Source organism: Bradyrhizobium sp. SZCCHNR1053 (assembly GCF_032381235.1).
GTDB lineage: Bacteria > Pseudomonadota > Alphaproteobacteria > Rhizobiales > Xanthobacteraceae > Bradyrhizobium.
This window is the reverse complement of the sequence record NZ_JAUHJM010000004.1, coordinates 1-14,744: the sequence shown is the minus strand read 5'-3', so window position 1 is coordinate 14,744 and position 14,744 is coordinate 1. Positions and strand designations below refer to the sequence as shown.

Here is a 14,744-nt window from a genome sequence, read left to right as displayed (position 1 = left end):
ACGGCGATGGACGCGCTCTCGATGCTCCCGGTCGCCGCAGCGGCATGGTGGGCGATCTCCTGCGCTCTTCGCATCACGACCATCTCGGCCGCATTGGCGCACCCTCGCTTACGGCACAGGTTGGCTACGCGACATGATCGACCGCCGGTCTCGATCGTGATCCCAATCCGCCGGCTGGAGTTCGAAGCCGAAGCGGCCTTCACGTCCGCCTTCGCGCAAGTCTATCCGCAAAGCGAGATTCTGGTCGCCGCCGCGGAAGTCCGCTCGCCGATGATCGAGATCGCCCGGCAGGTCGCTGCGCAATTCCCGGCGGTCGGCGCGCGGATCCTGATCGGAAACAAGCGCATCACTCCGAACCCGAAAGTCAGCAATCTCGCGCCGGCCATCGCAGCGGCGCAACACGACCTGATCCTGATCAAGGATTCGAACATTCTCCTGAGCCCCGACCAACTCGCCGATCTGATGACGAACCTGACCGCCGGCGTCGGCCTCGTCTGCGCGATCCCGGTTGCCGTCGCCCCGACCGGATTCGCCGCCGAACTCGAGCGAGCATTCCTCAATGGGCAGGCCGCTCCGCTGACGCTGGCACTGTCCGCCGCCGGCGCAAACGTCGGCTTCGGCAAGGTCATGCTGTTCGACCGCCGAGATCTGGCGCGGGCGGGCGGCATCGGATTGATGGCTTCGGCCTTCGGCGACGATCACGCGCTGTCGCAAGGACTGGGACGCATCGGCCTGCGAACGGTGTTCGCAGCCAAGGAGATCCGTCAGGCGATCGGCCGGCGGCCGTTCAGCGAAGTCTGGGACCGCCACCAGCGCTGGATGGTCATTCGTCGAATCCAGGCACCGCTGGCCTTCTGCGGCGAGCCGCTGGTCAGTGGCGCTTTCACGGCCCTGTGCGGCGCCGTGGGCGCTGCAGCCTTCGGAATGCCATGGTGGCTGATGGCGGGCGGGACCCTGCTCGGCTGGGTCTTGCTCGACGTCACCTTCTTCGCGGCCAAAGGCTGGGGCTGGTCCTGGATGTCCCCACTCTCTGGATTGTGCCGGGAAGTCCTGCTTCCCGTGATGTGGCTGAAGGCGCTGCTCGACCGCCGTGTGACCTGGGCCGGACTGCCGTTCGACGTTCCCGCCAAGACCACCTGACTAGACCACCTGACTAGACCACCTGACAAGACCGCCTGATCAGAGGCCCGATCGGACCGCCGCCTGACCGATCGCCACCGGCGGTTCATGCCGCCGCGCAAGGCCGGCATCGATTGATCCGATCTGCCGGTTCAGGCTTGCGATCACCTCTTTGGAGAACGGCCCAACATGGAGGTAGAGTAGAAATAGCGAGACCACCTGTTTGAGCGCCCTCGGATTGCGGATTGCGCATTCGGCGATGGTCGCAAGGAATCCGCTCAGGAGGTCCGGCCGCCGCGCGGCCACGAACCAGAGCAGGCGCACGACCGTCGCCGCATCGTTCAAAACCACCCGCCAGGGCACCGAGGCATTGATGCGAGCCGGGACCAGCAGGCGGGCGACCGCCCGGATCCGGCCGAAGAAGGCCGCAGGCCGATTGACCCGTTCCAATATCGAGCGGTAGTCGCCCAACACGTCGCGCCGCGCCCGGGCGGTTCGGAAATTGAGGCCCTCGGTGCATTGATCGCCGCCATCGGCGCTGCTGACGAAGCTGAAATCGACGTCAGGGTTCAGCCGCCCCTCGCGTTCGAGTCGTCGCGAGAGCTGGGTCTGCGGCAGCGCGGTCAGCAGGCCGACCATACAGATCGGCAGCCCGGCCGTTTCGATGCAGGAGACCATCTCGTCGGCGACCCGCTCGTGTTCGTTGTCGAATCCAACCACGAAACCTGCGGTCACGAACATTCCGGCACGGTAGACCTTGTGGACGCAGTCGGCGAGATTGCGCCGCATATTCTGCTTCTTCTGGGTGGACAGCAGTGCGTCCTCGTTGGGGCTTTCGATCCCAATGAAGACCGCCCCGAAATTCGCGTCGCGCATCAAGTGCAGGAGGACGTCGTCGTCGGCGAGGTTGATCGAGGCCTGCGTGCTGAACGTGAAGGGATAGCCGTGCGCCTTTTGCCAGGCACAGAGATGCGGCAGAAACTGCTTCACCGCTTTCTTGTTGCCGATCAGATTGTCGTCGACGAAATCGACATGGCCGCGATAACCGAGCCAGTAGAGATTCTCCAGCTCGCCGAGCAACTGTTCAACGGTCTTGGCGCGCGGCACCCGTCCGTAGAGCTCGATGATGTCGCAGAACTCGCAGATGAACGGACAGCCCCGCGAAAACTGGACGGACAAAGCCAGATAATGGTCGAGCTTGAGAAGGTCGAAACGCGGGAGCGGACTCCTAGTCACATCGACGGTGAATTTCTCCGCCGCGAACAGCCCCCGGCGCTCGCCCGCATCCCAGGACTCTATGAAGGCGGCCATCGTCGCTTCGACCTCACCCGGCATGCGAAAGTCCGCATGACTGTAGGCATCCGGACTGGAGGTGATGTCCGGCCCGCCGACGACGACCGGTTTGCCGCGGGATTGACCGAGTTCGATTAGGCGCAGCGTATCGGCCCGTTGCGGGATCATGCCGCCGGTCATGACCATGTCGGCCCAGGCGAGATCGGATTCGCCGACCTCCTCCGCATTGCGGTCGATAAGGCGGACCGACCATTCCTTCGGCAGCATCGCCGCGACGGTGATCAGGCCGAGCGGAGGCTCCATGCGCCGCTTGCCGGCGATCCGGCACGTCGTCGTCAGGCTCCAGAACGACGTCAGATCGAAACGAGGATAGACGAGGAGGACGTTGCATCGTGTCGCTGCCATGAATTCCCTCCCGATCCTGCCGACCGCCGCCGCTCAGTATCCCATCAGACCGCAACAGCGGGCGCAGACAGGCATGAGCCCGTCGCGACCGATGCTCGCCCGGAACTTCCTGTACGGCTCGGAATTCCATAATTCGGTGATCGTCGACGTCTTGACGTTGCCGACGACGTAGTCGTGGTAGTCGCGGCACGGCGAGACATCGCCGTTGCTGTTGATCTCGACCGCCTGGAAGATCGCCGCGCATTCGTCATAGCCGAAGTGCTCCTGGTGATCGGTGTAATACGTCGTCAGCTTGTCAGAGCCGGAGATCGGCGGGATCAACGCGACCGCAGGCGATGACCAGCCGGACGATCGTTCCATCACCGCCTGTAGCTGATCGTCCAGCGCCTCCGTGCTGCTGGGCTTCCAGTTTCCGACCCAGCCGTGGTGGCGGGTCGGATAGAAGCCGAAGCGGCGAAAGAAATCCTTCTCGTGCGCCTCCGCGTTACCCTGGTCGATCCACCATGACAGATAGAAGACAAACAGATCGACCTTGTCCCGAAAGGCATCGTAGATGTCGACCAGATGCTTGCAGTTGGCCTGCGAGATCACGGTCAGGGCGGCGATGAAGGGCAGCCCGCGGCCGTGCTTCGCTCGCGCCTCGGCAACCGCATCCAGCCCGCGGCAAAGCTCGTGGAAATTGTCGCCGCCGCCCCCCGCGGCCGGTCGCAGCGCATTGTGCAGGTCAGCGCGATGGCCGTCGACCGACACCTGCAACAGAAAGAGCGGCGCCTTGGCCAGCCGTTCGGCGGAGGCAGCCACCCGCGTACCGTTGGTCGCGATGCTCACCGGCAGCCCGAGTTCGGTAGCGCCCTCGATCAGGTCGAGGATGCCGTCATAGAGCATCGGCTCGCCGCCCCAGAAGTAGACCAGCGGGCCATGACCATGGTCGACGAGGTCGTGCAGCAATTCGAGATAGCGACCGGTCGGGATCTCGCGCTCCTTCAGATGCCGGAGGCTGGAGTTGAGCAGATAGCCATTGTCGCCCCACTGGCCGCAGGTATGGCAGCGCAGATTGCAGCGGTCAGTCAGACGGAAGCTCGCTTGGCGAATCCTACCGGCCTCGCCTTCCGCACGACTGATCCGGAACTTGCTGAAAATCCGCTTGTCAGCCTCCATCTGGATCAGCTTGGTTGCGATCCATGGATGCGGAAGGACTCGTCGCGCGTAGCGCGCCGCAGTTAGTATCCCCAGGCTGCTCGTCTTTGCCATGACTTCCCGACCGTCGTCGTCCCATCAAGCCCGATCCGAAGCCGCGACGCCGTGCGGCGCCAGCATCATCTTCCAATCAAGCCAGCTTCACCAACTTCGACACCTCGGCTACGGCGTCGACCGCCGCCCGGATCTGATCCGGCGTGTGGGCAGCGGAGACGCTGAAGCGCAACACCACGTCTCCGTCGGGTGTCGCCGGCGGCACCAGCAAATTGACGTAGATGCCGCGATCGAGCAGTGCCTTCCAGAATTCATAGCCGGCGGCCAGCCCCGGCATCCGGATGCTCCCCACGGGGCCGGGGTCCGCGCATGGCCGGATGCCGATCCCGGCGAGGCCGTCATGCATGGCTCGCGCGTTGCGCCAGAGGTCGTCCCGCAATTTCGGCTCCCCTCCGATGAGGTGAAGCGCCCGCCGCGCCGCCGCCACGATCGGAGGTGGGAGCGATGCGGTGTAGAGATACGGCCTGCTCATGAAGCGCAGCGCGCGCAACGCACTCGAATCGCTCACGGCGTAGCCACCGATTCCGCCAAGGCTCTTGCTGAAGGTGCCGACGATCACATCGACATTGGCTTCGACGCCGAGGTGTTCGGCGATGCCGCGGCCGTAGCGCCCATAGATGCCGAGCGAATGGGCCTCGTCGACGATGACCACCGCTCCATGGCGCCGCGCGACGGTCGTCAGCCCCTTGAGCTCGCCAAGGTCGCCTCGAACGCTGTAGAGCCCCTCGCAGATCACCAACGTCTGCGGTCCAGGGACGTTGCTGCGCGCAAATCGGCTGTCGAGATCGCTGCGGTCATTGTGAGCGAAGCTCTCCACCTGGGCGCCACTCAACCGACAGGCATCGAAGATGCTGGCGTGGCAATGGGCATCGACAAAAATCATGTCGCCCTTGCGGGCGAGCGCCGAAGTCACGCCCAGATTGGCCATGAATCCCGTGCTGAAAATCACCGCGTCGCGCCGACCATAGAGGGTCGCGATGTCCTCCTCGAGCATCACGTGGAGACGGTGATTGCCTGCAGCGACCCGCGAAGCCGTGGAGCCCGTCCCGTAGTGTCGCGCAGCCTCGACCGAGGCCTCGATGCACGCCGGATTGAAGTTGAGCCCAAGATAGCTGTTGGTACCGAACATCAACGTTCGGCGGCCTGCGACCATAGCGGTGACGGTGTCCACGACATCATCGACGACGATGCTCAGCGGGTTGGTTCGCGAATCGGCCAGCCTCTCCAGCGAGCTGCCGAGGCGATCTGCACGCGCCAATATCCCGTTTCCGCCGTTGTCCATAAGCCGATCCGTCCAAGTAATCGATGAGTCGCCCGAACTACCTGTCAAGGACACGGCGGCGCGATCGCGTTCGGCAATTGATCGTGCGGTCCATTGGCAAGAACGGCGGCGCCCCCGTCCCACAAAGCTAATCCGGCGTGCAGCGCCGGCACGCCGGTCATTCCGAGCCGCATCGAAACGGCGGGCGTGGCGTACGGTGCGGCCATCGCCCCGCCGCGGCGCCTGAGGGCGAGGATGAGTGCCAGCGCCAACTCGGCCAGAAAGAGCCCGCCGACCGCCCATGTCGTCCGCAAGTCCACCAGCGTCTGCTCGATGGTGAGCACCATGAAGAAATGCAGCGCCCCGATCGCGGCGCAGACGAGCAAGGCACGCGGACCTCGGCGGTCGCCGAAGCTGCGCCAGACGGGAAGCAGTTCGAGGCCGAGCCAGGTGTGGAGGAGCGCGAGAAGCGGGATTCCCAGGCGGTTGAGAGCCTCATGAATCCATTCGCGCGCCGTCCCCGGGTCGGCCATGGCCTTGGAGCGGCCATCGAGGAAGTCCTGCAGGGGCACTTCGTCGATGATCGTATAGTCACGCTTGACGCCTCCGAAGCCATATTCGTTCAGTGGTACGAATATACGAGCATAGGCGACGCCCCTGACCTCCGACTGTCCGCTCCGCAAGCTCTGAACGGTCCCGTCGAGCAGCACTAAGCCGCTTTCGTCCCCCTGCCTTTCGAACACCGCGTAACGAGCTTTGAAGACCCGCTCCTCGCCGTCGGACATCGCCTGCCGGATGAAGACATCGGCCAGCTCGTTGCCCTTGATGTAGTTCCTGAAATAGAAGACCTGACGACCATGATCGAACTGATTGAAAACGCCGACCTTGAGCAACGCCGGATTTACCCCGCGCCGCAGCGAGAACAGCACGTCGTGGAGATGCCCTGAGGTTAGCGGAACGACCCAACAGGTCAGCAAATAGCCGAGCGCCACCGCGGCGAACGCGACGGCAAAACCCGGCAACCGCGCAGCGAAGGTCGAGCGACCGCTCGAATAGATCACGATCAGGATCCCATCTGCTGCAAACCTGCCGTAGGACCAGACGATCGCGATCGCAACCAACGCCGGGAGAACATGGAAGAGGATCATCGGCCCCGTGCTGGCGAGCGCGGGCCACACCAAGCTGGTATAGAGCGCCTCTTCGCCCAGATGGCTGATCAGAGAGATCAGAATCACCGGCGCGACGACAGCCGCAACGGCGACGGCCGAAGCAAGCAAAATCTGCCGTGTCAGATATCTGTCAATGACCCCAACTAGCACGCTTCGCCCCTGGCAGCAGTTCCACTCCGGGGGGACGGTCCTTCCTAGGAATCGTTCCCACCACGGCCCCCAAAGCCGTATTGCCGGCGACTGTCTCTTACCGCCGACACTAGACATACGAAAATTATACTATCTTGGCGAGCATGTCATGAAAACGCCGCCGGCCGTCCACATTTCGCGCCGCTCTTGCGGGCAGCGGCCGAATACGGTCAATGGTTCGCGGCAATGACGTCTTTGGACAATTTTCCACGTCCACAGCCATCCGACCCCGCCGTGTGGACGCCCCGACCAACCGCCGACGGAACCGACCGACGCGGTACTGTCGTCACGAAGCGTAGGCTCACTGAGCAGCAATGCAGAAGCTCATCAATCTCGCGATTTTCATCGACGATCTTGGTGTCGGCGGGACCCAGAACTGGCTGACTCTCCTGGTGCCGGCGCTGGCCGCGCGCGGTTTCGCAGTGCGCGTCTACGGCATGCGTGCAATCGCACATCCCGAAATCCTCGAACGTCTGGCGCCTTACGCCGAAGTTCAAATCATCGGCGAAGGCCGTCTGTGGGCAGGACCCGGATTGCTGCGCCTGGCGCAGGAGCTCCGGACCTGGCCGGCACAGGTCGTGCAGACGGCACTGCCGACCTCCGACATGATCGGCCGCTTGCTGGCATGGCTGACGGGGGTACCGGCGGTCTTTTCTACCATCCGTGGCCGGAACGTCGACAAACCAAGCTGGCAGAGGTGGCTCGATCGCCGCACCGCACACTTGGCCAGGGCGGTCGTCTTCAATGACCGCGAGGCGGTGCCGTTTGCGATCCGCCACGAGGGTATACGCGCAGGCCAGGTCGTCTACATTCCCAATGGCGTTTCGATCACGACGGCGCGCCGGCCACCCGGCGACGTGCGCAGGGAACTACAGACGTCCGCGGAAGCGACCGTGCTCGCGACCGTCGCCCGCCTCCATCCGTCCAAGGGACAACAATATCTGTTGCGCGCCTTCCGTCTCGTTCGCGAACGCTACCCCGGCGCGGTTCTGTGGCTCGTCGGCGACGGTGAGTGTCGAGCAGCCTTGGAGCGCGAAGCTGACGAGCTCGGGATAACGACGTTCGTCCGCTTCGCGGGCACCCGGCGCGACGTGCGCGACATCCTCGATGCCGTCGATCTCTTCGCGCTTCCCTCGTTGTGGGAAGGCATGCCCAATGCACTGATGGAGGCCATGGCCGCGAGCCGGCCGGTGGTCGCTTCCGATGTCGACGCCATCCGCGAACTGGTGATCCACGGCAAAACCGGCTGGATGGTCAGGCCGGGCGACGCCGACGCTCTTGCACGCTGCATGATGGATATCCTGGCGGATCCCGCCCGGGCAGCCGACATCGGCCAGGCAGGCTTGCGGCACGTTCGCGAGCATTTCTCACTGGATGGCATGGCGGATGCCTACGCGACATTGTATCGCGACGGCCTGAAGGACGCGGCACTGCGCGTGGGAGCCCCGTTGCGATGAAGATCGTTCATATCCTCGACAATCTCGATCGTGGCGGAGCTCAAACCATGCTGCGGAGCGTGGTAGCCGGCCTCACGGCGCGCGGCCACATCCAGCACATCATTTGCCTCAACGAGATATTCAACGAAGAGGTCGTCGCTGCCATGCGCTCCGCCGGAGCCAGCGTCGAGATCATCGGGCGGCCGCGCCTGTACGGCCTGATCGGTCTTTGGCACCTCGCCGCGGAATTGCGGCGGCGCCGGCCGGATCTCGTCCACACCGAACTCCCGTGGGGCGATCTGATCGGACGTACCGCCGCTCGCGTCGCCGGCATCGCCCCGATTGTCTCGACTGTGACCGCCCGCTACGCGGACAAGCCGCGGCTGCAATTGTGGTTCGATCGCAAGACCGCGGCCTGGGCCGACCGCGTGGCCTTCCAGAGCGCCGAAATCGTTCCCTTCTCGCTCGCGCATGAAGGTGTCCGGCGCGACCAGGTTCAGGTCATTCCGAACGGGGTCGATGCGGACGACCGTGACCGTTCCGTTGCAGCATCCGCCCTGCGCCGAGACCATGGCGGCGGCGCCGCCACCATCCTCGGCATGGTGGCACGGTTGCACCCACAGAAGGCCCACCCCGATCTCCTCGCGGCGTTCGCAAAGCTGGCGGGTTCGGACGTTCGCCTCTGGCTGGTCGGCGACGGACCTGATCGCGCGCAACTCATGGAGCAGGCGCGCGCGCTCGGCATCGCCGATCGCGTGGTCTTCGCCGGTGACCGCGGCGACGTTCGCGACTGGATCGCCGCGATGGATATCTTCGTTCATCCGACTTATTTCGAGGGCCTGCCGCTCGCGGTCCTCGAGGCCATGGCCATGGGCAAACCGGTCATTACCTCGCCGGTCGACGGGCTTCGCAGCCTGATCACCTCCGGCGTCGACGGCTGGCTGGTGCCGCCCGGCAATCCCGACGCGCTCGCCGAGATCATCGGCCATGTCGTCGCCCATCCCGAGGAACGGGCCCGCGTTGCCGCCAGGGGCGCGATCCGCGCGCTGTCGCAATACGGCTCGGATCGCGTGGTCGAAGCCTATGAAACGCTGTTCAAATCCGTGCTCGAGGCCCGGAGCGCGGGGAGCGGCGCCAACGGCCGTCGATGAACGCATTGATCGCCGCAAAGGCCGCATCGTTGCCGCAGAAATCTCCGCAACTGATCCGATCGCGATAGCTCTCCAGCCGCACCTCGAATTCGTGCAGGATCCGCGACGAGAAAGTCGCCAGATCGGCACGCATGCCGTAACCGAGCCGCTCCAGATAGTGCGCGTTGAGAAACTGTTCGAAGGCGCCACGGACCGGAATCGATAACACCGGCTTGCCGAGATGCAGCGCCTCGGAGATGAGCGTATGGCCACCGCCGCAGACGACGAAGGCGCAGGACGCCAGATCATCGAGAAACGATTGCTCGTCGAATGCCTTGAAGTCGACGCGACCCAGGCTGCAGCGCTCGCCCAGTCCGTAGACGCGGACAGGCCGGCCAAGCGTGGCGAGATGCTCGACGAAGGCCGGGAACGTCGGATAGCCCTGATAGGCGACGACGTGGTCACCCGCCGTCGGCCGGCGCGCAACGACGTCGCGCCGCAGCAGCGGCGGCAGTTGCCGAAGCCAGGGGCTCGCCGCCCGCGCGGGAACGTCGAAGAAATTGCAGACGAGGTACTGGTCGGCCGAACTGAACAGAAGCCGGACCGCCGCAGCCGTCGCTAACCGGCTCGACATCTGGCCCAGAGGGCATGTGATCCGTCCCATGGTGATGACATGTTGGTTGTCGAGCGACAGGCAGGCCACTCCCATCCTGCGCGCCACTTGCGGCACGAAGAACTCGTAGTCGGTCATGGCAAAGTCCGGGACGAAGGCCTCGGCCGCCTGCTCGACCCGGCGGCGCCAATGTGCGCCATTGCTGAGTGTCGCGGCGGTACGCAGCAACGCCGCCGGAGCATCGACCCGATGCGAGCTCACGGGCGTGACCGGATTGGGACACTCGAACACCCGGAATTGGCCCCCGAGCAGGCGCGCCGCTTCTCCGTGACAGACGAACAGGAAGTCGTGCTGGGAATAATGCTGGGCCAGGGTCAAGGCGCGGATCGCGTGCCCCCGGCCGGTCCCATGCACGCCATAGAGAATGCGCGCCATGAATTCAGACCGACGCGCCGGCAGACGGGTGGGGCGGCGGCCAGCGCCGCGAAAGATAATTCGCCATCGGCCGGTTCATTCCTTGTGCCGACAGTCCGCAGGACCGTCGCCTTGCCCTTCGACTCATCTTATGGTTGTTATTGGTTGCCGAACATTCTAGCGAGCAAGGATCGTGTCGAGAAGAGCGTCCAGGCGCATCAGCGAGAACAGTTTGGTTACGGGCGGCGCCGGCTTCATCGGTTCGCATCTGTGCGAGCGACTGATTTCCGACGGCCATCAGGTCGTCTGCGTCGACAATTTCTTCACCGGCACACGCCGCAATATCGAGCCCCTTCTCGACGATAGGAATTTCGAGCTGCTTCGGCACGACGTGACGTTTCCTCTCTATGTCGAGGTCGACAGCATCTACAACCTCGCCTGCCCCGCCTCGCCGGTCCATTACCAGCACGATCCCGTGCAGACGACCAAGACCAGCGTTCACGGCGCCATCAACATGCTAGGGCTGGCGAAACGGCTCAAGGCCATGATCCTTCAGGCCTCGACCTCGGAAGTCTACGGCGACCCGGAGAAGCATCCACAGACGGAGGATTATTGGGGCAACGTCAATCCGATCGGTCCGCGGTCCTGTTATGATGAAGGTAAGCGCTGCGCCGAGACGCTGTTCTTCGATTATTGGCGCCAGCACCGATTACAGATCAAGGTGGCCAGAATCTTCAATACCTACGGGCCTCGCATGCACCCCCACGACGGGCGCGTCGTCTCGAACTTCATCGTCCAGGCGCTGCTCGGCAAGCCGATCACCCTGTATGGCAACGGGTCGCAGACGCGATCGTTCTGCTATGTCGACGACATGGTCGATGCGCTCGTCCGCCTCGCCGCGACACCCGACGATGTGACCGGGCCGGTCAATCTCGGCAACCCCGCCGAGATCTCGATCCAGGAACTCGCCAGGACCATCATCGACTTGTGCAATTCGCGGTCTGCCATCGTATGCGGGAAGCGACCGGTGGATGATCCATGTCGGCGACGGCCCGACATAGCGTGCGCCGAAGCTGTCCTGTCATGGCGGCCGAGGATTGGCCTTACCGAAGGCCTGACCAGGACCATCGCCTATTTCGACCGGCTCCTCTCCGAGGATGCTGTCCGCCGATCCCTGCTGGACGACCCGGATTGAGGTGACGGGCCTCGGTGTGGATCGGTCGACGGAATCTCGCTCGCCAGCGTCTGATGCCTGCGCGAGAAGTGGCAAGACGACCTGGGCGAAGCACAGACTCTCGCTCGGGTCCAAGTAAATCGGCTGCCAGAAACAAGCGGGCATCATGAGAGTGCAGGGCAATCTTTTCGCAGCAACCGCCTTCGGAGGGCCAGACTCCTGGCACGCCTGAGAGTTTCAGAACAACAAAATCGCGAAGAAATCTGGCTGGGGCGGGAGGGATCGAACCTCCGAATGGCGGAATCAAAATCCGCTGCCTTACCGCTTGGCTACGCCCCATCAGGCCCGGCGGATCGGCGTGGCGCGCGGGCGCCATGCGATTCCGGGTCGGCGCCCGTGGTCTACAGAGCGCGCCCGCCCATTTCAACCGCGTCGCCGCAGGAATTTTGCAGGCCCCTCCGGTGATCCGCCGCCCAGGCCAATTCGTCAATGCCGGCAAGCCCTTATCCTGCTCGTTGGAAGCCGCCGCGGCGCCCGGCCGCAGCGCCACGCGAAAAAGTTGAGACCCGGCCGGTTTCATGGGATGACGGCGGCCAAACCGGCCACATCGAGCCCCGAGGACACGCCATGACTTATCGCGCCCCGCTCAACGACATGCTGCTCGCCCTCAACCACGGCGCCGGGCTGAAGGCGGCGGTCGAGGCCGGCCATTACGGCGATTTCGACCCCGACATCACCGCGGCCGTGCTCGAGGAAGCCGGCAAATTCGCGAGCGACGTGCTCGCCCCGCTCAACCACATCGGCGACAGGAACGGCGTCAAGCTCGCCGATAAGAAGGTCACCACCGCGCCCGGCTGGCCGGACGCCTACAAGCGCTGGACCGAGGCCGGCTGGAACGCGGTGTCCGGTCCCGAGGCGCATGGCGGCCAGGGCCTGCCGCTCGCCATCAACGCCGCCTGCACCGAGATCTGGAGCGCGGCCAACGTCGCCTTCGGCCTGTGCCCGCTGCTGACCTTGTCGGCCATCGAGGCGCTCGACGCCCACGGCAGCAAGGAGCTGAAGGACATCTATCTCGGCAAGCTGATCTCCGGCGAGTGGACCGGCACGATGCAGCTCACCGAGCCGCAGGCCGGCTCCGACGTCGGCGCCTTGCGCACCCGCGCCGAGCGCGCCGCGGATGGCACCTACCGCATCACCGGCAGCAAGATCTTCATCACCTATGGCGACCACGACATGACCGACAACATCGTGCATTTCGTGCTCGCGCGGTTGCCGGATGCGCCGGCCGGCACCAAGGGCATCTCGCTGTTCCTGATCCCGAAATTCCTCGTCAATGCCGACGGCTCGCTCGGCGCCCGCAACGACATCTATGCCACCGGCGTCGAGCACAAGCTCGGCATGCACGCCTCGCCGACCTGCACCATGACGATGGGCGACAATGGCGGCGCCATCGGCTATCTCATTGGCGAAGAAAACGCCGGCATGCGCTGCATGTTCACGATGATGAACCAGGCGCGGCTCGGCGTCGGCCTCGAAGGTGTCGGCGTCGCCGATCGCGCCTATCAGCAGGCGCTGGCCTACGCGCAGGAGCGCAAACAGGGCCGTGCCGTGGGAGCTAAGGGCACAGGCTCGGACGCGATCATTGCCCATCCCGACGTCAAGCGCATGCTGATGCAGATGCGCGTCCTCACCGCCGCGTCTCGCTCGATCTGCTACGCGACCGCCGTCGCACTCGACGTGTCCGTGCGCGCCAAGGATCCGGCGGTGCGCACTGAAGCCGCCGCGCGCGGCGCGCTGCTGACGCCGATCGCAAAGGCGTTCTCCACCGACATCGGCAACGAGGTCGCCTATCTCGGCGTGCAGATCCATGGCGGCATGGGCTTCATCGAGGAGACCGGCGCCGCGCAGCACTATCGCGACGCGCGCATCACCGCGATCTACGAGGGCACCAACGGCATCCAGGCGATCGACCTCGTCACCCGCAAGCTGGGTGCGAACGGCGGCGCCTCGGTGTTCAAGCTGCTCGACGAGCTCGCCGAGATCGTCCGCCGCGTCGAGGCCTCGAACGATCCGGCCTTCGGCACCACCGGCGCCAAGCTGCGCGAGGCGCTGGGCGCGCTCGACCGCTCCAGCCGCTGGCTGCTGGACAAGCTCGGCACCGCGCCGAACGATGCGCTCGCCGGCGCCACGCCTTACCTGCGCCTGTTCGGCTCGGCGCTCGGCGGCTGCATGCTGGCCAACGAGGCGCTGGCCGCGCGCAGCGAGAACGAGACCGAGGGGGCGCGTCACGTCGCGCTCGCCCGGTTCTTCGCCGAGACCTTCGCGGTGCAGGCCCCGTCCCTGGAAAAGACCGTCACCGACGGCGCCGACGCCGTGCTCGCGGCGGAGGCCGTGCTGGTGGCGTGAGCGGCGAGCGTCGCGACCCAGACCAGCGAGTTCAGCCTCCCGCACCAAAGCTCGCTGCCGGGCTCCCACCCTCCCCTGGAGGGGGAGGGTCGCCTCGCGGGGCGCGCAGCGACGCGTGAGGCGGGGTGGGGTGATCTCTCCGCGGATGCTTGTGCCAACGGAGAGATCACCCCACCCCGATCCCGCGCTACGCGCGCGATCGCCCCTCCCCCGGAGGGGGAGGGTGTCCCGAGTTCGCCGCTTCATTGATCCACATCTCAAACATCTATCCGAACAGCCTGTCGCGATGAGATGAGCATCCGCGTCCTCGCGACGCATTCCGCGCCCGAGCTATGCTCTCGAAACCCGCCCTCACCGAGTGGAGGGCGCAGGGAAGGCCGGGCGCTGGCCGCGCCCGTGGCCCGCCTGCAGAAAAAAAGCAGGCGGCAGTCACCACAGGTCTGGCCGAGAACACCCGGCCTTCCCCGCGCGATGGTTTTAACGGGCTATAGCGCGCTCTTCCTGGTGCACCGGGCTTTCTGGCCACCATGTCGCGACAATGCGCTTCTCGCGCATTGCGCTGGATACTAGCATCGGAGTATCGGAACCACGCGCCTTCACCGTCCGCAGGCTAACGTTCGTCCGTGCCAACAGCACTGCGCCGCCCGCGTCCACCGCATCCCGCTGCCAACGTCCGTGACGACCGCGAACCGTCCCCATACCGTGCAACGGGATGCGCGAACCATAATGCTGATTTGGGCAAGCCGCAAAGCGATTTATGTTTTTCAGAACGACTTGACAGGGGTTGGCCCGACCGAGCTGATTTGGCCGACGAGGCTGGGCAAGAACTCAGTGTTCACGGTAAGATTTGGGGGCATGACGAATCGGCCGTTCAAGAGCGGCGA

At 64.8% G+C, this 14,744-nt stretch carries 11 protein-coding genes and 1 tRNA gene; 5 read left to right on the top strand and 7 right to left on the bottom strand.

Annotated elements, in window-relative coordinates; genetic code table 11:
• Positions 1-6: 6 nt before the first annotated feature.
• The gene (locus tag QX051_RS12230) at positions 7-1,140 is read left to right on the top strand and encodes a glycosyltransferase (protein WP_315776283.1); all 1,134 of its coding nucleotides are present in this window, start codon (positions 7-9) and stop codon (positions 1,138-1,140) included.
• A 39-nt stretch (positions 1,141-1,179) separates the two neighbouring features.
• On the opposite strand, the gene QX051_RS12225 is transcribed toward QX051_RS12230, so the two are convergent.
• The 4 genes from QX051_RS12225 to QX051_RS12210 all read right to left on the bottom strand — a co-directional run bounded on the left by QX051_RS12225 (position 1,180) and on the right by QX051_RS12210 (position 6,648).
• Positions 1,180-2,817: a B12-binding domain-containing radical SAM protein gene (locus QX051_RS12225; RefSeq protein ID WP_315776282.1), complete on the bottom strand. Its 1,638-nt coding sequence runs from the start codon at positions 2,815-2,817 to the stop codon at positions 1,180-1,182.
• A 33-nt stretch (positions 2,818-2,850) separates the two neighbouring features.
• Positions 2,851-4,068 (bottom strand): radical SAM protein, encoded by a 1,218-nt coding sequence (locus QX051_RS12220; RefSeq protein ID WP_315776281.1) that lies wholly within the window; start codon positions 4,066-4,068, stop codon positions 2,851-2,853.
• Between the two features lie 76 nt (positions 4,069-4,144).
• The gene (locus QX051_RS12215; protein ID WP_315776280.1) at positions 4,145-5,350 is read right to left on the bottom strand and encodes a pyridoxal phosphate-dependent aminotransferase family protein; all 1,206 of its coding nucleotides are present in this window, start codon (positions 5,348-5,350) and stop codon (positions 4,145-4,147) included.
• Between the two features lie 44 nt (positions 5,351-5,394).
• Positions 5,395-6,648, bottom strand: coding sequence for an LptF/LptG family permease (locus QX051_RS12210; protein WP_315776279.1), 1,254 nt, complete (start codon positions 6,646-6,648; stop codon positions 5,395-5,397).
• A gap of 353 nt (positions 6,649-7,001) precedes the next feature.
• Here QX051_RS12210 and QX051_RS12205 point away from each other — a divergent pair, with 353 nt between their 5' ends.
• A complete protein-coding gene (locus QX051_RS12205; protein ID WP_315776278.1) occupies positions 7,002-8,144 on the top strand; it encodes a glycosyltransferase in 1,143 nt (380 codons plus the stop codon).
• The gene (locus QX051_RS12200; RefSeq protein ID WP_315776277.1) at positions 8,141-9,274 is read left to right on the top strand and encodes a glycosyltransferase; all 1,134 of its coding nucleotides are present in this window, start codon (positions 8,141-8,143) and stop codon (positions 9,272-9,274) included. The genes QX051_RS12205 and QX051_RS12200 overlap by 4 nt, the downstream gene beginning before the upstream one ends.
• Here QX051_RS12200 and QX051_RS12195 read toward each other — a convergent pair.
• A complete protein-coding gene (locus tag QX051_RS12195) occupies positions 9,219-10,301 on the bottom strand; it encodes a glycosyltransferase family protein (protein ID WP_315776276.1) in 1,083 nt (360 codons plus the stop codon). The genes QX051_RS12200 and QX051_RS12195 overlap by 56 nt on opposite strands.
• Positions 10,302-10,305: 4 nt before the next feature.
• Positions 10,306-10,668: a hypothetical protein gene (locus QX051_RS12190; protein WP_315776553.1), complete on the bottom strand. Its 363-nt coding sequence runs from the start codon at positions 10,666-10,668 to the stop codon at positions 10,306-10,308.
• Between QX051_RS12190 and QX051_RS12185 the strand changes: the two genes are divergently transcribed.
• Positions 10,549-11,475, top strand: a complete 927-nt coding sequence (locus QX051_RS12185; protein WP_315776537.1) for a UDP-glucuronic acid decarboxylase family protein — start codon at positions 10,549-10,551, stop codon at positions 11,473-11,475. The two genes, QX051_RS12190 and QX051_RS12185, sit on opposite strands and share 120 nt — an antisense overlap.
• Before the next feature lie 243 nt (positions 11,476-11,718).
• Here QX051_RS12185 and QX051_RS12180 read toward each other — a convergent pair.
• Positions 11,719-11,793: transfer RNA gene (locus QX051_RS12180), tRNA-Gln, on the bottom strand.
• A 288-nt stretch (positions 11,794-12,081) separates the two neighbouring features.
• Here QX051_RS12180 and QX051_RS12175 point away from each other — a divergent pair.
• The gene (locus QX051_RS12175) at positions 12,082-13,860 is read left to right on the top strand and encodes an acyl-CoA dehydrogenase (RefSeq protein ID WP_315776275.1); all 1,779 of its coding nucleotides are present in this window, start codon (positions 12,082-12,084) and stop codon (positions 13,858-13,860) included.
• Positions 13,861-14,744 lie beyond the last annotated feature (884 nt).

Coding starts and splice junctions, on each gene's coding strand:
- QX051_RS12230 (WP_315776283.1), top strand. CDS start 7: ATGGACGCGCTCTCGATGCTCCCGGTCGCCGCAGCGGCATGGTGGGCG.
- QX051_RS12225 (WP_315776282.1), bottom strand. CDS start 2,817: ATGGCAGCGACACGATGCAACGTCCTCCTCGTCTATCCTCGTTTCGAT.
- QX051_RS12200 (WP_315776277.1), top strand. CDS start 8,141: ATGAAGATCGTTCATATCCTCGACAATCTCGATCGTGGCGGAGCTCAA.
- QX051_RS12195 (WP_315776276.1), bottom strand. CDS start 10,301: ATGGCGCGCATTCTCTATGGCGTGCATGGGACCGGCCGGGGGCACGCG.
- QX051_RS12215 (WP_315776280.1), bottom strand. CDS start 5,350: ATGGACAACGGCGGAAACGGGATATTGGCGCGTGCAGATCGCCTCGGC.
- QX051_RS12205 (WP_315776278.1), top strand. CDS start 7,002: ATGCAGAAGCTCATCAATCTCGCGATTTTCATCGACGATCTTGGTGTC.
- QX051_RS12175 (WP_315776275.1), top strand. CDS start 12,082: ATGACTTATCGCGCCCCGCTCAACGACATGCTGCTCGCCCTCAACCAC.
- QX051_RS12220 (WP_315776281.1), bottom strand. CDS start 4,068: ATGGCAAAGACGAGCAGCCTGGGGATACTAACTGCGGCGCGCTACGCG.